This window comes from Streptomyces odontomachi (assembly GCF_024435355.1).
GTDB classification, from domain to species: domain Bacteria; phylum Actinomycetota; class Actinomycetes; order Streptomycetales; family Streptomycetaceae; genus Streptomyces; species Streptomyces odontomachi.
In genome coordinates this window covers 1-23,538 of the sequence record NZ_JAMJWG010000003.1, presented here as the reverse complement: position 1 = coordinate 23,538, position 23,538 = coordinate 1, and the positions used below count along the sequence as shown (strand labels likewise).

Sequence of the window (23,538 nt, the reverse complement as noted above, 5' to 3'; positions counted from 1 at the left end):
CCCCACCTCCGCTACGCCGGTTGGCCTTCTTCCCACCCCTCGCGCTGCTTGCCCAGCGCGGCCCGCAGCTGGGTCCGGCGGCGAATGCCGAGCTTGCGGTAGGTGCTGGTCAGATGGGTTTCCACGGTGCGCCGGGCGACGTGCAGGAGGCCGGCGATCTCCGTGTTGGTGTGGCCGTTGGCGGCGAGCGCCGCGATACGGCGCTCGCTGGCGGTGAGGGAACCGGAGCCGGTGAGCGCCGCTGCCGAACGGCGGGCACCGCCCGCGCGCAGCCCCTCCTCGGCCTGCCGGCGCAACCGTACGGCGCCGAGCCGCTCGGCGTACCCGGCCGCCTCCCGCAGCCGGTCACGGCCATGTGCCCGCTCGCCAGCGGCGATGAGCAGGCGGCCCTGGCCGAGCAGCGCGCCGACCAGCTCGACGTGGGCCGGTGACCCCCGCAGGGTGTCCACGGCCTGCTGGGCCAGCTCCAGACCGCGCCGCCCGCCGGTCACCCGGCCCAGCACCCCCAGCGCCCGGCCCACGGTGCGCGGGGTGCCCCAGATCCGGGCCAGTCGCAGCTCCTCCTCCGCCAGCACCAGCGCCTCCTGGGGGCGGCCCTGCGCCAGCCGGCACTCGGCGGCGGCCGTCCGCCACGGTGTGACGACGGGGCTGATCACCGCGCGCGCCGACTGCCGCCGGCCGCACTCCAGGAAGTCGTGCAGGGCGCCGGAGACATCGCCTTCGACGGACCGCAGCATGCCCCGTGCGTAGAGGAACCGGTTCAACTCCCAGGAGTCCGGCGTGCGACGCAGGTCGAAGCCGTCGGCGAGCTGCCGCGCCGCCTGGGTGCGACCGGTCTCGACGAGGGCGAGCAGGGTGTGCGCGTCCGCGTTGGACGGCCCGCCGGGGTGGCCGGCCGCCCGCGTCGGATGGGCCGCGAGCAGCCGGTCGTACTGTCCGCGTGCCGCCGCGATGTCCGCCCGCGTGTCCAGCAGGGCCTTCTCCATCGGGTGCAGCAGCGGCGGCCGTTGACCGGTCAGGCCGCGCTCCACGAGGCGGTCCGCCTCGTCCAGGTCGTCGGCCCACTGGGCGACGGCGGCGGCCGTGCCCAGCAGGAAGGGCTCGGCGAGCGGGTCGGACGGCTCGGCGAGCAGGGCCCGCAGCTGCCGCATCGACGCCTGTGCCGAACTGGACCCGGCCGTCGCCGCGTGCCGCACCAGCAGCGCCTGCCCGGCGGTGCCCACCAGCTCCCGGGAGTGCTTCGCGGTGTCGCTCAGCCACTGGTAGGCCTCCCGGCGGGCCGTCAGGTCCTGGTCGGACAGCAGGGCGCTGGCGGTCTGCACGGTGCGGGCCAGTTCGGGGTGGTCGGACAGCTGGTCCTCCAGCTGGCGCAGCACCTGGAGGGCGGCCCCGGTCTGGCCCCGGCCCACCAGGGCCGTGCTGAGGGCTATGGCGGTACGCACCCGGTCGCGGGGTTCGGCGGGCAGCCGCAGCGCCTCGGTGAGGTGGGGTATGCCGCTCGGGGTGTCGATGCGCGCGTACTCCAGGGAGCCCAGCTCCGTGAGGAGGCGTTGCCTGAGGTCGTCGGGCAGCGGTTCCTCCAGCGCCCGGCGCAGGTAGCCGACGGCGTCGTCGGGGCGTGACTCGCGCACCGCGCCGAGCGCGGCGTCCCTCAGCACGTCCAGCGCCCACGGCAGACCGACCGCCGTGGTGCCCAGCAACTGCCCGGCCACCGCCTCGACCTGGTCGCCGCGGGCCAGCATGGCCTCCGCCGCCGCCCGGTGAACCTCCCGGCGCGCGGCGGCGGGCCAGCCGGTGAGCACGGCGTCCCGCAGCAGCGGATGCGCGTAGTGGGGCACGCCCGTCGGGCCGGGGCGCAGCAGCCCGAGCCGGGTCATGGCGGTGAGCCAGCCGGTGACCCGGGCGGGGTCGGCGCCGGCCGCCTCGGCGAGCAGATGCGCCAGGCCGTCGGCGGTGTCGTGCGTACCGTTCTGCTCCGGTGCCGCCGTACCGGTCTGCTCCAGTGCCGCGAGCGCCCGTGCCACCCCGGCCGTCGCCGGCCCCGCACTGTCCAGCCACCACGAGACGGCCGCCGGGTACGCGCCCGGATACAGCGCGGCGCAGGTGTCGGGGACGGCCGGCGGCGGGGAGCCGACCAGGTCGTCCAGCAGGGCGCGCAGCAGCAGCGGGCTGCCGGCGCCGGCCCGCACGCAGTGCGCCGTCCACCGGTCGGTGGCGGTCGGGACCACGCGCCTGACCAGCGCTGCCGCCGCCTCGTCGGTGAGCGGGGCGAGGGTGTGGGTGCGTACCAGGGCGGGGGACAGGGCGTGCGTGAGACCGACCGGTGGCGGGCTGACGTCGTACTGGCTGCGCTCGGTGGCCACCAGCAGTACCCCTAATCGGTCGACCCGGCGGGCCGCCTCGACGAGCCAACGGCGCGAGGCCCCGTCGGCGAGGTGCACGTCGTCGACGGCCACCACCACCGGCGCATCGGCCGCGTACGAGCGCAACAGCCGCCACAGCCGGGCCGCGTTGCCCCGATCGTCGCCCCCGGGGGCAACATCGGCGAACTCGGGGACCGAACCCAGCAGATGCAGTACCGCGGAGAACGGCACTGTGGTGTCCTCGGGGGAGCAGCGCACCCGCAGCACCCGCAGGCCGCGGTCGGCCGCGTGCGCGGCGGTGGCCTCCAGCACGGCGGTGCGGCCGGTGCCGGTGGCCCCGCGCAGCAGGACGAGCCGGCCGCTTCCGGCGCGGGCGCGCTCGGTCTCGGACGCGAGCAGCGCGAACGCGTCGTCGCGGGCGAGCAACGGTCCGGTCATCACTGCCTCCTGTGGTCGATCGGGCATCCCGGGAGAGGGAAGCGCGGCGGAGTCGGTTGCGCCGCGGGCGTCGCTGCCCGCGTGGGCCGTGGAGCGTGGAGAGCAAGGGCGACGGCCACCGTGGTGGGGCTCACGGTGGTGTGGGAGCGCGCCCACTCAGGGTCGCGCGCCTTTGCGCGCCCCCTCGTTCACCTGCGGTGATGTGGGTGCGGTGAAGGTCATTCGTGGTGATGGGCCGGCTGTTCTCGTGGTCCGCCTCGTGGTCCTCCACGATTGCGCGTGCCGTGATCGGCGAAGGAATGTAAAGGACGTTCATCCGCAATCGGTCTTCGTCTGCTGGCGAGCCCGCGACCATGGGGGGAAGGGTTGCTCAGCACACCCCGGACGACAGCCGCCGGCACCACCGGCACCGGGCGTCGGATACCCGTGACGGTGGAGGCACCCGACCCGATCACCCGCGAGGGTGCCGTCAGCCAGCTGCGCCGGCACCCGGAGATCGAGCTCCACGAGGAGCTCGGGCGCGACACGGTGGCCCTGCTGATCGAGGACACGCTCGACGAGGCCGCACTCACCCGGCTGCGCCGGATCGTGCGCAGCGAGGGCGCCCGCGCCGTGCTCGTGGTGGGCACGATCCGCGAGAACGAGCTGCTGGACGTCATCGGATGCGGCGTCGGCGCCATCGTCTGGCGCCGCGAGGCCACCGAACACCGGCTGGTGCAGGCGGTGCTCGCCGCCTCACGCGGCGACGGCGACCTGCCACGCGACCTGCTCGGCCGGCTCATCAGCCAGGTGGGATCACTGCACCGCGGCACGGCAGCACAACCCGGCGCCCCCTCGCTGGGCCTCGTGCCCCGCGAAGTGGACGTCCTACGACTGGTCGCCGAGGGACTCGACACCGGGGAGATCGCCAGCAAGCTGTCCTACTCCGAACGCACCGTCAAGAACGTCATGCACGGCCTCACCACACGCCTGCACCTGCGCAATCGGGCGCACGCTGTCGCCTATGCCCTAAGGGAAGGCTACATCTGACCGGAAGGGCAACGAAGGCGAACACGCGGGCAACAGGCTCTGCCCGGCCACCGACCCCGGCGCGCCTGCGTCCCGGGCGCCACACAGGGCACCATCGACACCGGCACGGCAGCACGCGGCGCCGGCGATACGGCAGGGCGGGAGCGCGACGGTGATCCACGAGGTGGACGAGGTCCTCAAAAACCTCATCGGCGGCGGCGCGTTGGCCGGCTCCGGCATCGACGTCTCCTTCGAGGCCCCCACCCGCGACTGGGCCGCCCGGCGTAACGCACCCGTGATCAACACCTACCTGTACGACATCCGCGAGGACGTGGCCCGTCGGCAGCGCGGCCAGGTCTCCATCCGCGACGAACGGGACGTGGTGGTGCGCCGCCGCCAGCCACCGCGCTGGTTCCGGCTGTCGTATCTGGTGACCGCCTGGACGAAGACGCCGCAGGACGAACACCGGCTGCTGTCGGCGGTGCTGGCCACGCTGATCCCGCGCGAGCTGCTGTCCGCCGGCGAACTCCCCGGCGCGCTCGGCCAGCTGGGCCTCGCGGTGCCCCTCACGGTCGCCGGCATCCAGACCGAATCCCGCTCCCTGGCCGAGATCTGGTCAGCGCTGGGCGGTGAACTCAAGCCCTCCCTTGACCTGGTGGTGACCGCGCCCTTCCCGGCGTACCCCGAGTACGACGCCGGGCCGCCGGTCACCGAGGGCGCCGCGGTCCGCGTCGGCGGCCTGGACGGCGACCCGCCCCACGACGGGGAGCGCGCCCACCGGCCCCACCAGGTGGCAGCGGCCCGCGCCGCCCGCGAAGAGGCCGCGGCGGCGCGCACCGACCGACGATGACCCCCTCGCGCACCCCACAGGACCGACGATGACCGCTCCGTCCACCACACCGTCGCCCGCCGCCGCCCCCGACGAGACGGCGGGGAGCCCGGCCGGCACGCCGGTGGACGAGCAGGGCGGTCCGCTGCTCGCCCGGCTGGCCGGGCTGCGGGAGCGGGTCGCCGCGCTGGTCGAGCGACGCACCGCCGGGGACCCCACGGCCGCCGACCCGCTACGCGGCCTGTACCTGTCCGACGACGCCGTACAGCACCTGCTGCACAACGGTCCGGCCACCCCCGGGGACGGCGGGCCGGCCGACCTCGCGGGTGGGACGGCCGCGCTCGGGTCCGGCGACCGGCTGGCCGACCTGGCAGTCCGGCTGGGCCTGACGGAGCTGGACACCGCGATCCTGCTGATCGCCGTCGCCCCGGACCTCGACCGCACCTTCGAGTCGCTGTACGGCTATCTGAACGACGACGTGAGCCGGCGCCGGGCCACCACGGGGCTCGCCCTCGACCTGTGCGGGCTGCCCGCGCACACGGCGGCGGCCCGCGCCCGCTTCCACCCCACCGCGCCGCTGCGCACCCTCGGCCTGCTCCAGGTGACCGAACCCGAACGCCCCTTCCTCGGGCGCCCGCTGCACGTCACCGACCGGTTGATCGCGCATCTGCTCGGCGACGACACCCCGGACGCCGCGCTGCACGGACACCTGCACCCGCTGCCCGAGCCACTGCCGGACACCGACGGCACGGACTTCGTCCACCGGCTGGCCGCCCGGCTCCACGAGGGCCCGTCCACCGTCTACCTGCGCGAGCACCGCGAGGGCGACGGCCTGGCCTGGATCGCGGCAGCGCTGAGCACCGCGAAAAGGGACGCCCTGCGTTTCTCGGGTCCCGAGGAGCACATCCCCGAACTGCTGCGGGAGGCCCGGCTCGGCGGCCGGGCGATCGTGCTGACCGATCTCCCCCGGCAGCCGGGCCCGCTGCTCGAGGCGCTCGCCGCGGCGCCGGACGTGCCGGTGCTGCTGGCGGACCGGCGCCCGTACGACCCGCAGTGGTGCGCACCCGATCCGCTGGTCCTCCAGGCCCCACGGCTCCGGGCGGGCGGCACGGCCGCGTGGGCGGCGGCCCTGGGCCCTGACGCCACCGGATTCGACCTGGCCACGGCCGTTGCCCCGTACCGTCTCGGCGGTGACCGGATGCGGCGCGCCGCGCGCGCCGCCCGTGGCCTCGCCGCGTTCGAGGGCGTCCCGCTCGGCGCGGCGCACGTGCGGCTCGCCGCCCGGCAGCAGTCGGCGTCGGGCCTCGAACAGCACGCCCGCCGGATCAGGCCCGCGGTGAGCTGGGCCGACCTCGTACTGCCCGACCGGCCGCTGACCCAGCTGCGCGAACTGGCCCTGCGCGCCCGGCACCGTGACCGGGTCCTCGGCGACTGGCGGCTCAGCGCGGGCGGCGGGCGGGGCCGGGGCGTCCTCGGTCTCTTCGCCGGCGAGTCCGGCACCGGCAAGACCCTGTCGGCGGAGGTCGTCGCCGCCGAACTCGGGCTCGACCTGTATGTCGTGCAGCTGTCCTCGGTCGTCGACAAGTACATCGGCGAGACCGAGAAGAACCTGGAGCGCATCTTCACCGAGGCCGACCGCACCGACGCCGTGCTGCTCTTCGACGAGGCCGACGCGGTCTTCGGCAAGCGCTCCGAGGTCAGGGACTCCCACGACCGCTACGCCAACATGGAGAGCGCCTACCTGCTCCAGCGGCTGGAGTCCTTCGACGGCATCGCGCTGCTCACCACCAACCTGCGGGCCAACATCGACGAGGCGTTCACCCGGCGGCTCGACCTGGTGGTCGACTTCCCGTTCCCGGACGTCGACCAGCGCCTGGCCCTGTGGCGGCACGGCCTGATCCACGTCCCGTGCGCCGACCACATCGACCCGGCGCCACTGGCGCGGGAGTTCGAGCTGGCCGGCGGATCGATCCGCAGCGCCGTGGTGACCGCCGCCTACCTCGCCGCCGGCCGTGACGAACCGGTCGGCGCCGACGACCTGCTGGAAGGGGCCCGCCGCGAGTACCGCAAGGCGGGCCGGCTGGTCCCGGGCGAAGCCACCTGGTAACGGCAGCGCCCGCGGAGGGCCGGTGGCCTCCGCGGGCGAGGGGCGGTCACGCCGTCGGGGTCAAGGGACGGTCACGCCGTCGGGGTCACCGGGTCATCCCTGGGTGTGCCACTTCTGGTTGGGGGTGCCCGAGCAGGTCCACAGCTGGAGCTTGGTGCCGCTGGCTGTCTTGTTGTCCATGACGTCCACGCACTTGTTGGCCTGCGGGTTGACCAGGTCTCCCGCCTGGCTCATCACGAACTGCTGGGCCGGGTTGCCGCTGCACCGGGCGATCTGGATGTGCGCGCCGTCGTCCGACGAGCCCCAGGCGACGTCCATGCAGTAGCCGAGCGAGCGCACCGTGCCGTCCGGGCGGAAGTCCCACTTCTGGCTGTCCGAACCCTTGCAGTCCCGGATCTGGAGTTGGGTGCCGTCCTTGCCCTGGGCGGTGGCGTCGACGCAGCGGTTCGACCCGTCGCCGATGATCAGGACGCCGGGGGCCGGCTTGTGCTGCGTGGTGCCGCTGCCGCCCTTGTTGCCGCCGCCGCCCCCGCCGGAGCCACCTGATCCGCCGCCGCCCCCGCCGCCGGCAGGGGGTGTCGTCTGGCCGGAGCCGCCACCCGCTGGGGGCTGTGAGGGGGTGTTGTCCTTCGGCGGTTCCGCTTCCTTCGAGGGCGGCGGGCTGGGCAGCGCGCTGCTGCCGGCCGCCACCTTCTCCGTGGCGCGGGTGTCGACCCGCGGTTTGTAGGCCAGCCAGAGCGCCACGAACGCGATCGCCAGCGCCACCACGAGGCTCAGCACCGTCATCAGCCAGCGCGGCAGGAACCCGCGCTGTACGAACGTGCCGTCCACCGTCAGCGGCGGCACACCCGAGCGCCGCACCAGCATCGAGTACGGCCGCTGTTGTGACGAGCCGAACCAGATCGTCTGCCGCGGTCGCAGCGTGGCGTCCACGAACGCGGCGCGGCCGGGCTCGATCTGGACGTTGCCGGGACGGAGCTCGTACGCCAGGTTCTCGCCGTTGTCGGTCCCGCTGATCGAGGCGGTGAGCCGGCTGTTGCCGAGGTTGTCGACGGCGAGCCTGGGGCGGCCGCGGAAGCGGCCCTTCACGGTGGGCGGGACGAGTTCGGCACGCAGCTCGGTGAACGGCGTGACGGTGAGGACTCCTTCGGGGACCGTGACCTCGTCCGGGTGCTCGGTGGGCGTGATCCGCACCGCGTACGGGTTCGGTCCCGCCGTCGCGTCGGGGGTGCGCGGTGGCGCGAAGGTCAGTTCCACCGTGCCCGTCGTACCCGGGTAGAGCCGCAGGGTCTGCGGTTCCACGGTCGTCCAGGGCGCCACAGGACCCACGGGTTCGAAGCGGTACTCCTCGACGATGTCCCCGGTGTTGCGCAGCCGCAGCCGCACGGTCGTGCTGTTGCCGGGGTCGACGGTGGCGGAGGCGGGCTCCAGCGAAGTCCAAAGAGTCACCACACGGACGCTACGCGGCGTGTGAAGTACCGTCAGGAGGCTACGGGGCAGCCCCGGCTGCCCGAACAGCCCCCTCGCCTGCCCGGGTACCCGCTCGCCCCGCCGGACCGCCGGCACATCGGCAGGGCCGGCGGACCCGGCAGCCGCGTCGACACGCGTATCCGACGCACCACAGGTCACCGGTTTGCCCCTGGGGGCAACGACGGTGCCCCCGGTACGGCACCGCGGGACGTGTCGGCAGGTACCCCGCACGCGTGATGGTGGGGGGTGTCCTGACTCGTACTCCGAGGAGATACCGCGCATGCCGTCCTACCTGTCGCCCGGCGTATACGTCGAGGAGGTGGCCAGCGGCTCCCGCCCGATCGAGGGGGCAGGCACCTCGGTGGCGGCCTTCGTCGGGCTCGCCCCGACCGGCCCGCTGAACGAGCCCACCCTGGTCACCAACTGGACCCAGTACGTCGCGGCCTTCGGTGACTTCACCGACGGGTACTACCTGGCGCACTCCGTCTACGGCTTCTTCAACAACGGCGGCACCGCCGCGTACGTCGTCCGGGTCGGTGGCGCCGCGGCCGGCGCCGCAGGTGAGGCCGCCGCGCTGACCGGTTCGTCCGGCCAGGCCGCGCTGCCCGCCGGGGAGCCCAAGCAGCTGGGCACGTTCACCGTGACGGCCACCGCGGCGGGCCAGCAGGGTCCGCTGAGCGTGGAGGTCGCCGACCCGGACGGCGAGGGGCCCGCCGAGCGCTTCAAGCTGATCGTCAAGGACGGCGACAAGGCCGTCGAGACCTTCGACGTGACGGCCAAGAAGGGCAACCGCGCCTACGTCGTCACCCAGGTCAAGGAGCGCTCGAAGCTCATCACGGTGGCCGAGGCCGCCCCGTCGGGCCAGCTGGCCCGCCCCGACAACCAGACGGTGACGCTGGCCGCGCCGTCCGCCGCAGCGCCCGGCGGCCCGGCCGGCGAGGCCGCCCCCGCGCAGGCCGGCCCGGCCCAGTACCTCGGCGACAGCGCCGACCGCACCGGCTTCGGCGGCCTGGAGGCCGTCGACGAGGTGTCCATGGTGTCGGTGCCCGACCTGATGGCCGCCTACCAGCGCGGCGTGATCGACCTGGAGGCCGTCAAGGCGGTCCAGCTCGGCCTGATCGCGCACTGCGAGCTGATGGGGGACCGGGTCGCGATCATCGACCCGCCGCCCGGCCTGAACGCCCGCCAGATCCGCGTCTGGCGCCAGGAGACGGCCGGCTACGACTCCAAGTACGCCGCCCTGTACTACCCCTGGATCAAGTCCTTCGACCCGGCCTCGGGACAGTCCCGGCTGATCCCGCCGAGCGGCCACGTCGCCGGCGTCTGGGCCCGCAACGACGCCGAGCGCGGCGTGCACAAGGCCCCCGCCAACGAGGTGGTGCGCGGCGCCGTCGACCTGGAGATCCAGATCACCCGCGGCGAGCAGGACCTGCTCAACCCGATCGGCGTGAACTGCATCCGCGCCTTCCCGGGCCGCGGCATCCGGGTCTGGGGCGCGCGCACGCTCTCCTCCGACCCGGCCTGGCGCTACGTGAACGTCCGCCGGTACTTCAACTACCTGGAGGAGTCCATCCTCACCGGTACCCAGTGGGTGGTGTTCGAGCCGAACGACCACGCGCTGTGGGCCCGCATCCGGCGCAACATCTCGGCCTTCCTGGTGAGCGAGTGGCGCAGCGGCGCCCTCTTCGGCGCCACCCCCGAGGAGGCGTACTACGTCAAGTGCGACGAGGAGACCAACCCGGCGGAGTCCGTCGACGTCGGCCGGGTGGTGTGCGAGATCGGCATCGCACCGGTCAAGCCCGCCGAGTTCGTGATCTTCCGGCTGGCCCAGTTCTCCAGCGGCAACGGCGAACTGGAGGAGTAGGGCCTTTCGTTCGGCCCACTCTCCGGTAACGGCGCCAACCGCCCCCGTCAACACTCCAGCAGGACAGCAAGAAGGACGGCCAACACATGAGTCTCCAGCCGGGTGACGCCCTCACCTCACATAATTTCGGTCTCCAGATCGACGGCGTGATGGTCGAGTACCTCGCCGAGGTCAGCGGCCTCAGCCTGGAACAGGACGTCATCGAGTATCAGCAGGTCTCGGCGCAGGGGAAGCCGGTCACCAAGAAGATGCCGGGCACCAAGAAGGCGGGCACCTGCACGGTCGTGCGCGGCATGACGCAGTCCGCGGCCTTCAACCAGTGGATCACCCAGTCGGTCAACGGCGCCATGGGCTCCGCCCGCAAGAACGCCACGATCATGGTGATGGACTACCAGAACAATCCGGTCAAGCGGTACAACATGCGCAACGCCTGGTGCAGCAAGATCGACACCAGCACGGTGAAGGCCGGTGAGGCGTCGACCCTGACCGAGACGGTGACCATCACGTTCGAAGAACTGGTCATCGAGTAATGCGACGTACGACTGTTCGGACGGCGGGCGGGCCCGTCCCGTCGCCGTCCGCACCGTCGGACGGGGTGCCGCAGGCCCCGCAAACCCCCGGCGGGGCTCCGGGCCCCGCGGTCGGCGCGCCGGCCCTCGGCGCGCCGACCGCGCTGCCGGCGCAGCGCCTCCAGACGGAGTTCCCCTTCGAGCTGCCGCGCGGCTACGTCGACGAGTCGGGCACGGTGCACCGCGAGGGCGTGATGCGGCTGTCCACCGCACGCGACGAGCTGGTGCCGCTGCGGGACGTCCGGGTGCAGGAGAACCCCGCCTACCTGTCGGTGGTGCTGCTCGGCCGGGTCATCACCCGGTTGGGCACGCTGGCGATGGTGCACGACGGCATCGTGGAGAACATGTTCGCCTCCGACCTGGCGTTCCTCCAGGACTTCTACCGCCAGATCAACGCAGAGGGCCACACCCGCGCCGAAGTGGAGTGCCCGCACTGCTCGGAGCCCTTCGAAGTGGAACTCGGCGGGAGCCGCCTGGGGGAATCGTGACGTACGCGACCGACCGGCTGCACGAGGAGATCGCGTACGTCGCCTACCACTTCCACTGGAGCCAGGCGGAGATCCTGGACCTGGAACACCACGACCGGCGCCGTTACGCGGACCACATAGCGGCCCTGGTGTCCCGAGGCGGGGCGGAGGGCTGACACATGGGGTTCCTGGACCGCTTCCGGGGCACGCGCGCCGGCTCGGCGACGCAGGGTGCGCCGTCGCGTACGGCGGGCACCGGTACGGGTGACCGGTCGGTCGACGCAGGTGAGGGCGCGTCGGCCGGCGGCGTGAGCGGTGCGGCCACGGTGCCCGGTGCTCAGGCCGGCGGTGCGGCGGGTCCGCCCGCTGTCGTCCGGGCCGCCTGGTCGACGATGCCGCCCATCCAGCGGGCGGTGACCGGCGGCGCCTCAGGCGTCGCCGACGCCGGCTTCGGGAGCCGGCTGGCCACCTGGCAGAACCCGTCCTTCACCGGCACGGTCCCGCACACCGTCCTGGACGCGGCACGCGGCGGCCCCGCCGGAACCCTGCTGTCCACGTCAACACACCCTTCGACGGCTCCCGAACCCCCAGCTCCGGTCCGGTCGGGCGCCCCGTCACCGGCCGGGCCGGACCCCGCGTCCCCAGCACCCCCACCGGCCACCCCCGCGCTTCCGGCGCGGGGCATCCGCGTGTCCCCGGCGCACCCGCATCCAGACCCCGCCCCGGTCCCGCTGACCAGGTCCGCGCCCGTCCCCGCGCAACGCCGCACGCTGCCCGCCCGGCTCCCGTCCGGTGCCTCCAGCGCCGGTCCCACCAGCGCCAGTCCCACCGCCGCTCCGGCACCCCCCGCTCGCGCGACCGGGGGCGCGGACGGCAAGGACGGCAAGGACGGCTCGGAGCCGGGCGGGGGAGCGGCAGCCGGTCCGGGTGCGCAGACCGGCCAAGGGCCTGCGGTTGGCAAGGGCGCTGCGGTCGGCCAGGGTTCGTCGGGCCGGTCGCAGCAGGCGGCCGTGGTGATGCCCCGGCCCACCGGCGGCCCCGACGGGCGGCCGGTGCAGCGTGCGGTGACCCCGCGGGGAAGGAGCACGCAGGCTCCGCAGGGCGGTACGCAGGCGGCTGGTCCCGGGGCGACCGGGACGTCCGGGACGACCCGGGCGATCGGACGCGCTGTGACACCCGCGGGCAGCCCCGCGCCGGCACGTGTGCCGGCACCCGAACGGAAGTCCACGGGCCCGGCGGTGGCACCGGTCACGCCGGCGCCCGGCGGCCGTGCGCCCGCCTCCGGGCCCCGGACGACCCCGCCGGCCACGTCCGCCGCGCCCGGACCCGCACCTACGGGTTCCGCCCGTTCCGGTGGCGGCGGTGCACCTGCGCCTTCCGCGGGTTCCGGTCCTGCGGGTTCCGGTTCTCCGGGGCCGGCAGGGGGCGGACGGAGCGTGCAGCGCGCGGCCGAGGGACGCGCCGGCTCGCCCCCACCCCGCGTGCCGGCGCCCGATGCGGGCGGTGGCAGAGCGGCCGGGAACCCCGGATCGCAGTCCCCGGCCACCGGCCCGGCGAGCCCGCAGGCGCCCACCGGTGGCCCTGGCCTTCCGGCGCCCCGGGCCACCACGCAGGCGTCGGGCCCTGATGGCCCTTCACCCCGGTCCGGTGGCCCTTCGCCCCGCCCGGGGGGTGTTGCCGGCCCGGCCGCCGGGTCCGGCCCGTCCCCGGTCGGCGTGCAGCGATCGACGCCGTCCGGCCGCCCGTCCCCCCGTTCCGCTGCCACCACACCACCGGCCCCGTCCGCCCGCACGACACCCGTGGCGCCGACGACACCGCCAGCGGCACCGACGGCACCGATGGCACCGAGGACGTCGACGGCAGCCGTCGGCTCTGAGCCCGTGTCCGGAGCCGGAGCCGGAGCCGCACCGACCGCCGGCGGGCTTGGGCAGCCCACGGGGCGGAGCGGTTCCGCGACCCCTGCCGGAACGCGGGGCGTGTCCGGGGGCGCGACGGGGGTGCCCGCGGCCGTGCAACTGCGCCCTGCCACCGCATCGTCGACCTCCCCTGATGCCGTGCCGAGCAGCCGGGAAAGCACCTCTGGTGCGACGTCCGTGCGGCGTCGCGGTGGCCTCGGAGTGCCCACTTCACGCGGGATCGCCCCCGGTGCCGGCACCGGGGCAGGCCGTCCGGGAACGGCATCCGCGGTGCCCGGCACGGTCGGAGCCCCCCTTGCCCCCGTCCAACGGGCCACGTCCGCCACACCCTCCGTCCCTTCCACCCCGCCCGCACCGCTCACCCCTGGCACCGCCCTACCGGGCACCGGCGCCCGCACCCCTGCGGACCCGGCCACCGCGCGCCCGGGGAGCACCCCCACACCGGTACGCCCCGCGACGCCCACCCCGCCTTCCTCCGCCGGCGCCGCGGTGCGTGCACGTTCGCCGCTCGGGGCGCCCCTCGCCGGTCGTCCTGCGGACGCGGTGCCGCTCGGTGCGTCGGGCGGTCCGCGTGTTCGTGCGCCGGGCGGTCCGCGTGCCGTGCAGCGAGCCGTCGCATCCCGGAACCCTGCGGTCCAGCCGGCCGCCCCCGCGGCTGCCGGGCCCTCTCCCGCTTCCCGCGCGGCGTCGGCTCAGCCCGGGTTCCCGACCGTTCAGACCGGGTTCCCGACCAACGCGCCGACCGGGACGCCCGTGCCCGGACCGGGTGTTCCGCACGTTCCCGCGCCGGTGACCGGCGTGCAGCGCGCCCCTGCGCTCCCCACCGCGCCCGTGCCGGCACCCTTCCCCGGAAGCGGTCCGGTACCGTCCGCGTCCGGCGCCACCCCACCGCCCCTGCCGACGCCGCAAGCCACCGTCCCGCCCGGGCTCGCCGCGGCCGGTACGGACCGGCCCGGGGCGCCGGTGCTACGGACGCCGCCGCCGATCGCCGTCACCGGCCGGCCGCCGACGTCGCCGCTGAACCCGCCCTCGCCCCCGACCTCGTCCCCGTTGTCCCCCTCGTCTGCGCCGCTGCTCCCGCCCACCGTCCAACGGCGCGCGAACGCGGGAGCGCCCGCCGTGGCGTTGCGACGCTCGGCGCCCGGCGGGGACGCGCGCCCGGTCGCGCACCCGCGCCCCGGCGCCGGGGCCTCCGCCGCCCCCGGGCGCACGGGCGCCGGGGCACCCGCCGGCATCCCGTCGCCCCCGCAGCCCGCCGCCGGCTCCGCCACCTCCGTCGTCCAGCGTCTGCCCCTGCCGGCACCGGCGTCGACGGCACTCCCCGCGCGGCCCGCCGGCACCACTCCGCCCGCCGCCACCCCGGCGCCTCCCGCCCTGCCGGTACCGCCGCCCCCGACCATGGGGTCGCCGACGGTTCAGCGCAGAGCCGCGCCCCTTCCTTCCACCACGTCCAAGTCCACGGCTCCGCCTCCGAACCCATCGCCGCCCCAGGGCGCGCGGCACGGTGCGGGGGCGGGGCCGACCGCGCGCCCCGACGCCTCCCGCGGAGGCTTCGACCCCCGTGCCCTGACCGACTTCCAGCTGGACGAGCTGACCCACCGGCTCACCGGCCGGATCACCCGGTTGCTCCGCACCGAACTACGGCTCGACCGGGAGCGGATCGGCAGGCTCCGCGACCCCAGGAACTGACCGCACGACAGGCGACACCCACCGCACCACGGACAGCGCGCCACGTCCCACGCACCACGGACAGCGCACCACGCACCACAGCAGCAGACGACGAACCGCACCCGGCACCCGACGAACCCGGCACCAGGTGCGGGCGGCCCGAAGAAAGGTCCCTCGATGCCCAGCGATCTCGACCCGGGCTCCACCATCTTCTTCACCCTGACCATCGACGGCGAGAGCCTCGGTTACTTCAACGGGTGTGAGGGGCTGTCGTCCACGGTGGAGATCGAGCACCGTCAGGAAGGCGGCAACAACGGCTTCGTCTGGCAGTTGCCCTCCCGGGTGACCTTCTCCACGATCCGGCTGACCCGGCCGCTCACCCCGGACACCACCAAGGTCGCCAAGTGGATCTCGTCCGTGGCGACCGGGGTGACGCGGCCGACCGCCCAGATCGCGGCGCTGCGCGCGGACGGTTCCGAGGTCGCACGCTGGGGGCTGATCGACGTGTTGCCGGTCAGCTGGCAGGGGCCGTCCCTGGACCCGGCCAGTCCGGGCGTCGCCACGGAGGTCCTGGAGATCACCCACCACGGTTTCACGGACTGACAACGGACTGACGACGGCTCACGGGCTGAAACAGGGGAGAGGAAGGACTGTCATGGCCAAGGGGAGCAAGGGCGGTGCCGGCAAGAGCCTGGTACGCGCCACCCTCGCGATCCACGAGCCGCCGGTGGGCACGAGCACCACGCCGGGTGGGCTGATCAAGTCGTTCGGGTTCGACTTCAACCCGTCCCAGCTGTCGCTGGGGCGCCGTGCCGAGTGGAAGGTGACGCCGACGGCGGCGGTGCGGGACGGCTCGGTGCCGGAGTTCATGGGGCCCGAGCCGCGCGAGATGACCGTGGAGATCTTCCTGGACCGCTCGGACGATCCGGGCAGCAACGACGTGCTGAAGAAGGTGGAGTCGCTGATGGCCTGCTGCGAGGTGACCGCGAAGAGCATCGCGGTCAAGCAGCCCTCGCCGCCGTGGGTGGTCTTCCAGTGGGGGTCGTTCTCCACGGCCCGTTTCACCGCCTACGTCAGCAGCGTGGAGGCGAACTACACGCTGTTCGGCACGACGGGCGTGCCGATCCGTGCCACCTGCCAGGTGCGGTTGCACGAGATCCCCAGCAAGACCAAGGGGCAGAACCCCACGTCGGGTGCGCTGACCGCGCAGCGCGTGCACCGGGTGGTGGCCGGCGACTCGTTGCAGTCGCTGGCCTGGCGCGAGTACGGCGACGCGTCCGCCTGGCGCCCGATCGCCGAGGCCAACGGGATCGACGACCCCACCCGGCTGCCCACCGGCATCGAGCTGGTGCTGCCGGCGTCCGAGGAGGTGCGTGGCTGATGGTGCAGTCCGCCTTCTCCAGCATCATCCAGATCACCATCGGCGGCCAGCAGCTGCCGCGGGACTACGCCCCGCTGCTGGTGGACGGCTGGGTCGACCAGGGCATGGGGGTGCCGGCCGCGTTCCGGCTCACCTTCCGCGACCCGAACCGGCTGATCCTCAGCGGTCTCGGCGTGAGGTTCGGCACCCCGGTGGTGATCACCCCGATCGCCGACGGCAAGGGCAAGGGCGACCCGCTGTTCACCGGCGAGGTGACCGGCCTGGAGGTCGACTACGACGGCACCGGCACGTTCACCGTGATCCGCGGCTACGACCGCGGCCACCGCCTGATGCGGCAGCGCCGGGTGGCCCCCTACCGCAACCAGAGCGCCTCCGACATCGCCCGCAGGCTGGCCGGCATGGACGGCGTGCCCATCGGCAAGATCGAGCCGACGAAGCCCGTCTACGAGTTCATCAGCCAGGCCAACGTCACCGACTGGGACTTCCTCGCCCGGCTCGCCGACGAGAACGAGATGGTGATGTTCGTCGACGCCAAGGGCAAGTTCCAGTTCGTCAAGCCGGACCCGGCGTCCGGCGCACCGCCGGCCAGCACGCCGGGCGAGAGGAGTCCGTTCGTGCTGGAGGCGCGTAACGACATCCTGAAGCTGCGGGCCGCCGTCACCGCGGCCGAGCAGGTCGGCACCGTCGAGGCACGCGGCTGGGACGTCACCAAGGCGCAGAAGATCGCCGAGACCGCGCCCGCCACCACCAACCCCGGCATCACCATCGGCACCACACCCGGCCAGGCCGGCGGCGTGTTCGGCAAGGCCAAACTCGTCGACGCGCGCACGCCCTACGACCGCCCCGCGGAGGCGAAGACCGCCGCCAAGGCGCTCGCCGACGACATCACCTCCTCGTTCGCCGAACTGGAGGTTGTGGCGCGCGGCAACCCCAAGCTCAGACCGGGGGTGCCGGTCACCCTCGCCAAGGTCGGTGCGCCCTTCGAGGGCAAGTACACGGCGACGTCGGTGCGGCACGTCTTCGGCGACGGGCGGCACTACGAGGCGTGGATCACCGTCAGCGGACGGCAGTGGCGTTCGCTGTACGGGCTGTCCTCCGGCGGTGGCACGCAGAGCGGCAACAGGCTGCCCGGCGTGGCCAACGCGGAGGTCACCGACGTGCAGGACCCGCTCAAGCAGGGCCGGGTGAAGCTGCGGTTCCCGTGGCTGGACGACGCCTACATCAGCGACTGGACGCGCGTGATGCAGTGGGGCGGCAAGACCGGCGGCTCGATCTTCCCGCTGGACGTGGGCGACGAGGTGCTGGTCGGCTTCGACCGGGGCGCCCTGGACCATCCGTACGTCATCGGGGGCCTCTACAACAACAAGTGGGTCCCGACCCCCGTCAAGGACGTGCCGTTGCACAACGCCGGTGCGCGCCGCCAGTCGGCCCGGCACACGCTGTCCGACCGGGAGGGCAACCGCGTGGACCTGCTCAGCCAGAGCACCGGCGGCCGCAAGCAGGGGGTGCGGCTGGCCAGCGGCGACAACAAGCTGACCATCCACCTGGACCGCACCAAGACCGAGATCACCGTCGACAGCAAGGGGACGGTCAGCATCAAGGGCAGCCGGGCGGTGTCCGTGGAGGCCGGCACGGACCTCACGCTCAGCGCGGCCCGGAAGCTGACCATCAAGAGCGGCGGGATGCTCGACATCGAGGGCCGCGGCATGGTCAACGTCAAGTCGCTCACCGGCGCGGTCACCCTGGACGCCATCGGCGCCCTCAACCTCAAGGCGGTGGGCGCCGCTTCGGTCACCGCGGGCGGCAGCATCCAGCTCACCTCCATCGCCAACGTGGGCATTCGGGCCGTCTCCGTGCCGGTCATGGGCATGTTCACCGCCAACGGAATCCCGTATCCGCCGCTGTGACCGACATGAAGATCGCCGTGAGGGCCGCCTTGAGGCACGACTCGAACCATTCGAAACACGCGGAAGGGACGGTGGGTATCTGATGTCCGAGCAGTTCGTCGGCTCCGGGTGGGCGTTCCCGTTGCGCATCGGGCCCACCGGGGGCATGGCGCTGGTCAGCGGGGAGCGCGAGATCGAGGAGGCCATCCGGCTGGTGCTGGCCACCGCGCCGGGCGAGCGCCCGATGCGCCCCGAGTTCGGCTGCGCCATCCACGACCTGGTGTTCGCCCCGGTCAACGAGGCCACCGCCGGCCGTATCCAGTACGAGGTGCACGCCACCCTGGACCGCTGGGAGCCGCGCATCGAGGTCTCCGACGTGGAGGTCACCGCCGGCGCCGAGCAGGGCGTGCTCTACATCGACGTGCGCTACTCGATCCGCGGCACGAACAACCCGCGCAGCCTCGTCTTCCCCTTCTACATCATCCCCTCCCACGAGGAGCCGGACCTGCCCGAAGGCACCGGCACCTCCCCCGAAAGCGACCGCTGATGGCCCTGCCCTCCCCCAACCTCGACGACCGCCGCTTCCAGCAGTTCGTCGACGACGCCAAGCGCTACATCCAGCAGCGCGCGCCCGAGTGGACCGACCACAACGTCTCCGACCCGGGCATCACGCTCGTCGAGACGGTCGCCCACATGGCAGACCAGATCGTGTACCGGCTCAACCGGGTGCCGGAGAAGAACCACCTGGCCTTCCTCGACCTGGTCGGCATCACCCTCTTCCCGCCCTCCGCGGCCCGCACCGACATCACGTTCTGGCTGTCGGCGCCGCAGGAGGAGGTCGTCCTGCTGCCGGTGGGCACCGAGATCGCCACCGTGCGCACCGAGAGCGAGGAGGCGGTGGTCTTCGCCACCGAGCGCGAACTGTCCGTCGTGCCCAGCTCGCTCAGGTACCTGGTGGTGCAGCACCAGGGGCAGCCGGTCGCCGACCGGACCACCGACATCGCCGAGGGCAAGGACCTGCTCTGCTTCGCCGAGTCCCCGCAGCCCGGCGACTGCATGCTGCTCGGTCTCACCGCCGCCGTACCGCACTGCGCGGTGGCGCTGGAGCTGGACAGCCGGGTGGACGGTGTCGGCGTCGACCCCCGGCAGCCGCCGCTCGTGTGGGAGGCGTGGACGGAGGACGGCTGGCAGGCCTGCGAGGTCGACCGGGACGGCACCGGTGGCCTCAACCGCCCCGGCGAGGTGGTGCTGCACGTGCCCGGCGGCCATGTGCTGTCACGCTCCGGCGGCCAGGAGGCGGGCTGGCTGCGCTGCCGGGTCACCAAGCCGCTGCCCCGCCAGCCCTTCTACACCACCTCGCCGACGGTGCGGTCGGCCGACGCCTGCACGATCGGAGGCACCGCCCCGGCGCTGCACGCCGAGACCGTGTACGACGAGGCGCTCGGCGAGTCCACCGGACTGCCGGGACAGCGGTTGCAGCTCGCGCACGCACCCGTCGTCAGCGGCGAACCGGCCCTGCTGTTGCAGACCGCCGAGCAGGACGGCTGGCAGGACTGGCAGGTCGTCCCGCACTTCGCCGCCTCGGGACCGAACGACCGGCATCTCACCCTGGACGCCGCCACCGGCGAGATCGCCTTCGGCCCCGCGGTGCGCGAACCCGACGGCAGCCTGCGCCAGTACGGTGCCGTCGCCCCCAAGGGCGCCGTCATACGCGCCCGCCGCTACCGCACCGGCGGCGGCCGGGCCGGCAACGTCGCCCGCGGCGCGGTCCAGGTGCTGCGCACCTCCATCCCGTTCGTCTCGGAGGTCGTCAACCGGGAGGCGGCACGCGGGGGCGTCGACGGTGAGACGGTGGCGGAGGCGAAGATACGCGCACCGATCACGCTGCGCGCCCAGGAACGCGCGGTGACCCTGCGGGACTACGAGGAGCTGGCCCGCCGCGCCGCCCCCGAGACCGCCCGGATCACCTGCCTGGAGGGCGAGGCGGACGAGCACGGGTCGTACGCGGTACGGGTGCTGGTGGTGCCGCAGGCCGTCGCCGACCCCGGCGGCCGGCTCCGTTTCGAGCAACTGGTGCCCGGTGACGCCCTGCTGGAGCGCATCACCCGGCACCTGGACGAGCGCCGGCTGATCGGCACCCGGCTCGCGGTCGGGCCGCCGTACTACCAGGGCGTCACCGTGGTCGCCACCGTGCACGCCTTCCGGGGCGTCGACACCGACCGGGTGCGCCGCCAGGCCCACGACGCCCTCTACCGCCACCTCGACCCGCTGACCGGCGGCGCCGACGGACGCGGCTGGCCGTTCGGCCGGCCCGTGCAGTCCGGCGAGGTCTTCGCCGTGCTGCAACGGGTGCCGGGCGTGGAGCTCGTCGACCAGGTCACCCTGCACCCCGCCGACCCGCTCACCGGCAAGCGCGGTGACGCCACGGACCGCATCGACCTGCAACCGCCGTCCCTGGTCTTCTCCTTCGACCATCGCGTCCGGGTGATCGGAGACGGCTCGTGAACCCCCGCACCGCGCGCCGTTCCGGGCCGGAATTGTCGCCGTCGCCGTCGCCGTTGCAGGGAGGTGGCAGATGAGGGGCTCCATCGACGGGCTCGGCTCGTCCGCGCCGATCGGGATGATGCTGCCCGCGGTCTTCGCCGACGACGAGCTCGCACAGCGCTTCGTGGCGGGGCTCGACGAGGTGATCGCGCCGATCCTGAACGTGCTCGACTGCCTGCCCGCGTACTTCGACCCGGCCCTCGCGCCCGTCGACTTCACCCGCTGGCTCACCGGCTGGGTCGGTGCCGAGACGGACGGCACCGAACCGGAGCACCGGCTGCGGGCCGCGGTGGCCGCCGCCGCCTACCTGCACCGGGTCCGGGGCACCCGGCGCGGCCTGTCCGCCGCGGTGTGGCTGGCGTTCGGCGTGGAGCCGGAGATATCCGAGAGCGGCGGAGCCGCCTGGAGCGCCCGCCCGCTCGGCCCGTTCCCCGGCGACCCGCAGCCCCGGCTGCACGTCGCGATCAGCCTGCCCGACCCGAGCCCCGCGGACCAGCATCGTCTGGACGCCCTGGTGGCGGCCGCCCGCCCCGCCCACATGCCGTACTCGGTCCAGGTGACCGCTGCCGAAAGGATCCCGGAGAGATGACCACCCAGAACTGCCCCGAGTGCGGCACCCGGGCGGAACCCGGCCAGGCGTTCTGCGACGCGTGCGGAGCCGTGCTGAGCTGGACGGAACCGGCACGCGCCGGAAGCCGTGCCGGGGAGGAGCAGCGGCACGCCGACGGCAGCACAAGGAACCCGACCACCGCACCGGCGGCCGGCCCGGGCGGTGCGCCCGCCGCGGCCACCGGTACGCCGGGCACAACGGCACAGCGCCCTGCTGCCGCCCCCGCCCCGTCGGGTCCGCCCGCGCCCGCCGCGCCGGGCGGCACCGGCGTGGCAGGGGCCATGCCACCGGGCGCCGGCAGCCCGGCCGCCGGGCCCACCGGAGGCGCCGCGTACCAGGGCTCCGGCCACGCCGCCGCATCCGGTGCGGACGCCGGCTCCACCCCCGGGTACGGCACCGACCAGGGGCCCGGAGCGGCATCCGGCGACACCGCCCCGACCGAGCCCGTGCCGGCCGCCGACTCCCCCGAAGCGGTCGACGCCGCGGCCCGCGCCCGCTCCCTGCTGGTTCCCGTCGCCGACCCGGAGGAGCGGGTCGCCGCGACCCCGTCGGTCGCCCCGGTGCTCCCCGGCCGGCCGGAGGCCGAGCGTCCCCAGACGCGCGTCCCCGGCCCTCAGGAGAGCATCGAGAACGGCCCGCCGTGCCCCTGGTGCGCCACCCCCAACCGTCCCGACCGGCACTTCTGTGCCCGCTGCGCGATGCCGATGGCCGGTGAGAACCGGGCCACTTCGGAGCGCCGCCCGTGGTGGCGCCGGATGCTGGACTTCCGGAACCGTGCGACCCCGTGGGCCGGCGACCGCCCCCGGATGCGCCGCACCTTCGACCGGATCGTCACCTGGGTGGTGGCAGCGGTCCTGGTCGCCGGGGCCATCTACGCCGGCGTCAAGGCGCCGTCCGCCGTACAGGCCATCCGCGACCACTTCGCCAAGCGCGCGCCGGTCGTCCCCGACGGGTTCAGCGCCTCGCACTCGTGGACGGGCCACAAGCCGCATCTCGCCTTCGACACCTACAACAACACCTGGTGGGGCCCCGGCGTCTCGCAGGCGGGCACGGGCGAGTGGATCGAGGCCCGCTTCAACGAGCCCACCCGGCTGCTGAACCTGGTCATCACACCCGGTGTCTCCACCCACGCCGACCAGCTCTCCGAAGAGGCCCTGCCGCACCGCGTCAAGGCCACGATCACCATGAAGGACGGCAAGACCGTCGACCAGGAACTCATCCTCGACCAGGGCGCCGGAGACCAGACCCGCGCGTTCCGGTTCGGCGACGTCACCAAGGTCCGCTTCACCGTCGAGTCGGCCTACGCCACCTCGGAGAAGAAGCAGGTGGCCATCGCCGAGATCGAGTTCTTCGGCCCGTCGAACGCCGGCGCCTCCTGACGGCACCGGGGCGGCAACGGCGCCGGAGCGACGGCGGCGGCACGGTAGATGGCCGGCGGGGTGGCGGAAAGGCTCAGAGAGGGAGGTCGTCGACTGGCACGCAGAAACGCCTGGGGGGCGCATCTCGATCCCTGCTGCGCCGGGCAGCGGGCTCAACTGCGGAAATCCACCCCGCGCGACAGTAATCTGAAGGCTGTGGATACGACCGGGTTGGTCCTCAGCATCATCGGAACGGTCGCCGGCGTCATCAGCGCCTACTTCGGCTACGTGGCCGTGCGCAACGAACTCACCCGGCGCCGGACCCGTTCCGAGCAACCCGCGGAGCAACCCGCGCAGCAGCCCACCCCGCGGGGCGACGGCACCTACGACGTGTTCGTGTCGTACGGACCCGAGGACGCCGAGTGGGTGCGGACGTTCGCAGGGCGGCTCGGCGAGAAGGGGCTGAGGGTGGCGTACGACGAGGTGGTGAGCCGGCCGGGCGGCATCCGGGTGCACACCGTGGAGGCCGCGATCCGGGCGGCCACCCACGGATTGCTGGTGTTCAGCCCGGCATCGGTGGGCAACGGGTGGGTGGATCAGGAGTACGCCGCGCTGATGCAGCGGTCGATCGAGGACGGCGTGCGGTTCATCCCCGTCGTGGTGGGGGACGTCAGGCTGCCGGAGTTCGCCGCCACCCGGTACTTCGTGGACTTCCGCCCGGCCCATGACTGTGCGGGGTACGAGCGGCGGGTCGACGAGATAGCGGAGGCGCTGCGCAGCCTGGGGGAGTGAACTCTTGCGCTGCGCGCCGCCTCATGCCGTGTCGCCGTTCTGATCGGTGCCCTGATCCGTCCCCTGGCCCGTCCCTTGCCCCGTCCCCTGATCGTCCGTCCCCTGCGCACCGTCCGCGAGGGCGTCCGGGGTGGACTGCGTCAGGGCGCCCTGGCCCGCGCGCTGCATCGCCGTGTCGACGAGGTCCATGGCGCGCTGCATGGGCAGCCACTTCAGCATCGACTCCGCGTCTCCGCTGACCACCTGGGGGACGCCCATGTGCTTGAGT

General features: G+C 73.9%; 20 protein-coding genes. 16 read left to right on the top strand and 4 right to left on the bottom strand.

Annotated elements, in window-relative coordinates; translation table 11 throughout:
* Positions 1 to 11: 11 nt before the first annotated feature.
* On the bottom strand, positions 12 to 2,801 hold the full coding sequence (locus NQO67_RS08000; protein WP_255948552.1) for an AAA family ATPase: 2,790 nt from the start codon (positions 2,799 to 2,801) through the stop codon (positions 12 to 14).
* A 366-nt stretch (positions 2,802 to 3,167) separates the two neighbouring features.
* Between NQO67_RS08000 and NQO67_RS07995 the strand changes: the two genes are divergently transcribed.
* From NQO67_RS07995 to NQO67_RS07985, 3 genes are all read left to right on the top strand, one after another.
* Positions 3,168 to 3,830, top strand: coding sequence for a helix-turn-helix transcriptional regulator (locus NQO67_RS07995; protein ID WP_255948550.1), 663 nt, complete (start codon positions 3,168 to 3,170; stop codon positions 3,828 to 3,830).
* A 151-nt stretch (positions 3,831 to 3,981) separates the two neighbouring features.
* Positions 3,982 to 4,659, top strand: a complete 678-nt coding sequence (locus NQO67_RS07990; RefSeq protein WP_255948548.1) for a Pvc16 family protein — start codon at positions 3,982 to 3,984, stop codon at positions 4,657 to 4,659.
* 28 nt (positions 4,660 to 4,687) lie between these two features.
* Entirely contained in the window at positions 4,688 to 6,745 is a 2,058-nt protein-coding gene (locus NQO67_RS07985; protein WP_255948546.1) for an ATP-binding protein, read from the top strand.
* A gap of 93 nt (positions 6,746 to 6,838) precedes the next feature.
* On the opposite strand, the gene NQO67_RS07980 is transcribed toward NQO67_RS07985, so the two are convergent.
* Positions 6,839 to 8,194, bottom strand: coding sequence for a ricin-type beta-trefoil lectin domain protein (locus NQO67_RS07980; protein WP_255948544.1), 1,356 nt, complete (start codon positions 8,192 to 8,194; stop codon positions 6,839 to 6,841).
* Between the two features lie 301 nt (positions 8,195 to 8,495).
* On the opposite strand from NQO67_RS07980, the gene NQO67_RS07975 reads away from it, so the two are divergent.
* From NQO67_RS07975 to NQO67_RS07960, 4 genes are all read left to right on the top strand, one after another.
* A complete protein-coding gene (locus tag NQO67_RS07975; RefSeq protein WP_255948542.1) occupies positions 8,496 to 10,079 on the top strand; it encodes a phage tail sheath subtilisin-like domain-containing protein in 1,584 nt (527 codons plus the stop codon).
* An 86-nt stretch (positions 10,080 to 10,165) separates the two neighbouring features.
* Positions 10,166 to 10,609 (top strand): phage tail protein, encoded by a 444-nt coding sequence (locus NQO67_RS07970; RefSeq protein WP_255948540.1) that lies wholly within the window; start codon positions 10,166 to 10,168, stop codon positions 10,607 to 10,609.
* On the top strand, positions 10,609 to 11,136 hold the full coding sequence (locus NQO67_RS07965; RefSeq protein WP_255948538.1) for a hypothetical protein: 528 nt from the start codon (positions 10,609 to 10,611) through the stop codon (positions 11,134 to 11,136). Before NQO67_RS07970 ends, NQO67_RS07965 begins: the two co-directional genes overlap by 1 nt.
* Entirely contained in the window at positions 11,133 to 11,291 is a 159-nt protein-coding gene (locus tag NQO67_RS07960) for a DUF6760 family protein (RefSeq protein WP_255948536.1), read from the top strand. Before NQO67_RS07965 ends, NQO67_RS07960 begins: the two co-directional genes overlap by 4 nt.
* A 161-nt stretch (positions 11,292 to 11,452) precedes the next feature.
* Here NQO67_RS07960 and NQO67_RS07955 read toward each other — a convergent pair whose 3' ends face one another.
* The gene (locus NQO67_RS07955) at positions 11,453 to 11,671 is read right to left on the bottom strand and encodes a hypothetical protein (RefSeq protein ID WP_255948534.1); all 219 of its coding nucleotides are present in this window, start codon (positions 11,669 to 11,671) and stop codon (positions 11,453 to 11,455) included.
* Positions 11,672 to 13,829: 2,158 nt separating this feature from the next.
* Between NQO67_RS07955 and NQO67_RS07950 the strand changes: the two genes are divergently transcribed.
* The 9 genes from NQO67_RS07950 (at position 13,830) to NQO67_RS07910 (ending at position 23,270) form a co-directional block, all read left to right on the top strand.
* A complete protein-coding gene (locus NQO67_RS07950; protein ID WP_255949669.1) occupies positions 13,830 to 14,720 on the top strand; it encodes an extensin in 891 nt (296 codons plus the stop codon).
* A 156-nt stretch (positions 14,721 to 14,876) separates the two neighbouring features.
* Positions 14,877 to 15,302, top strand: coding sequence for a phage tail protein (locus NQO67_RS07945; RefSeq protein ID WP_255948525.1), 426 nt, complete (start codon positions 14,877 to 14,879; stop codon positions 15,300 to 15,302).
* Between the two features lie 52 nt (positions 15,303 to 15,354).
* Positions 15,355 to 16,080 (top strand): CIS tube protein, encoded by a 726-nt coding sequence (locus tag NQO67_RS07940; RefSeq protein ID WP_255948523.1) that lies wholly within the window; start codon positions 15,355 to 15,357, stop codon positions 16,078 to 16,080.
* Complete coding sequence (locus NQO67_RS07935; protein WP_255948521.1) at positions 16,080 to 17,987, top strand: VgrG-related protein; 1,908 nt, start codon at positions 16,080 to 16,082, stop codon at positions 17,985 to 17,987. Before NQO67_RS07940 ends, NQO67_RS07935 begins: the two co-directional genes overlap by 1 nt.
* 82 nt (positions 17,988 to 18,069) lie before the next feature.
* Positions 18,070 to 18,513, top strand: a complete 444-nt coding sequence (locus NQO67_RS07930; protein ID WP_255948519.1) for a GPW/gp25 family protein — start codon at positions 18,070 to 18,072, stop codon at positions 18,511 to 18,513.
* Positions 18,513 to 20,471: a putative baseplate assembly protein gene (locus NQO67_RS07925; protein WP_255948516.1), complete on the top strand. Its 1,959-nt coding sequence runs from the start codon at positions 18,513 to 18,515 to the stop codon at positions 20,469 to 20,471. The genes NQO67_RS07930 and NQO67_RS07925 overlap by 1 nt, the downstream gene beginning before the upstream one ends.
* Before the next feature lie 70 nt (positions 20,472 to 20,541).
* The gene (locus NQO67_RS07920) at positions 20,542 to 21,099 is read left to right on the top strand and encodes a phage tail protein (protein ID WP_255948514.1); all 558 of its coding nucleotides are present in this window, start codon (positions 20,542 to 20,544) and stop codon (positions 21,097 to 21,099) included.
* Positions 21,096 to 22,499, top strand: a complete 1,404-nt coding sequence (locus NQO67_RS07915) for a zinc ribbon domain-containing protein (protein WP_255948512.1) — start codon at positions 21,096 to 21,098, stop codon at positions 22,497 to 22,499. Before NQO67_RS07920 ends, NQO67_RS07915 begins: the two co-directional genes overlap by 4 nt.
* A gap of 195 nt (positions 22,500 to 22,694) precedes the next feature.
* Complete coding sequence (locus NQO67_RS07910) at positions 22,695 to 23,270, top strand: toll/interleukin-1 receptor domain-containing protein (RefSeq protein WP_255948511.1); 576 nt, start codon at positions 22,695 to 22,697, stop codon at positions 23,268 to 23,270.
* Positions 23,271 to 23,291: 21 nt separating this feature from the next.
* On the opposite strand, the gene NQO67_RS07905 is transcribed toward NQO67_RS07910, so the two are convergent.
* The coding region (locus NQO67_RS07905) for a hypothetical protein (protein WP_255948509.1) at positions 23,292 to 23,538 on the bottom strand (247 nt) is incomplete at its 5' end.

Bases quoted from the DNA above. Each gene is read 5' to 3' on its own strand.
- NQO67_RS08000 (WP_255948552.1), bottom strand. From the start codon at position 2,801: ATGACCGGACCGTTGCTCGCCCGCGACGACGCGTTCGCGCTGCTCGCG.
- NQO67_RS07985 (WP_255948546.1), top strand. From the start codon at position 4,688: ATGACCGCTCCGTCCACCACACCGTCGCCCGCCGCCGCCCCCGACGAG.
- NQO67_RS07975 (WP_255948542.1), top strand. From the start codon at position 8,496: ATGCCGTCCTACCTGTCGCCCGGCGTATACGTCGAGGAGGTGGCCAGC.
- NQO67_RS07970 (WP_255948540.1), top strand. From the start codon at position 10,166: ATGAGTCTCCAGCCGGGTGACGCCCTCACCTCACATAATTTCGGTCTC.
- NQO67_RS07965 (WP_255948538.1), top strand. From the start codon at position 10,609: ATGCGACGTACGACTGTTCGGACGGCGGGCGGGCCCGTCCCGTCGCCG.
- NQO67_RS07945 (WP_255948525.1), top strand. From the start codon at position 14,877: ATGCCCAGCGATCTCGACCCGGGCTCCACCATCTTCTTCACCCTGACC.
- NQO67_RS07940 (WP_255948523.1), top strand. From the start codon at position 15,355: ATGGCCAAGGGGAGCAAGGGCGGTGCCGGCAAGAGCCTGGTACGCGCC.
- NQO67_RS07935 (WP_255948521.1), top strand. From the start codon at position 16,080: ATGGTGCAGTCCGCCTTCTCCAGCATCATCCAGATCACCATCGGCGGC.
- NQO67_RS07930 (WP_255948519.1), top strand. From the start codon at position 18,070: ATGTCCGAGCAGTTCGTCGGCTCCGGGTGGGCGTTCCCGTTGCGCATC.
- NQO67_RS07925 (WP_255948516.1), top strand. From the start codon at position 18,513: ATGGCCCTGCCCTCCCCCAACCTCGACGACCGCCGCTTCCAGCAGTTC.
- NQO67_RS07920 (WP_255948514.1), top strand. From the start codon at position 20,542: ATGAGGGGCTCCATCGACGGGCTCGGCTCGTCCGCGCCGATCGGGATG.
- NQO67_RS07915 (WP_255948512.1), top strand. From the start codon at position 21,096: ATGACCACCCAGAACTGCCCCGAGTGCGGCACCCGGGCGGAACCCGGC.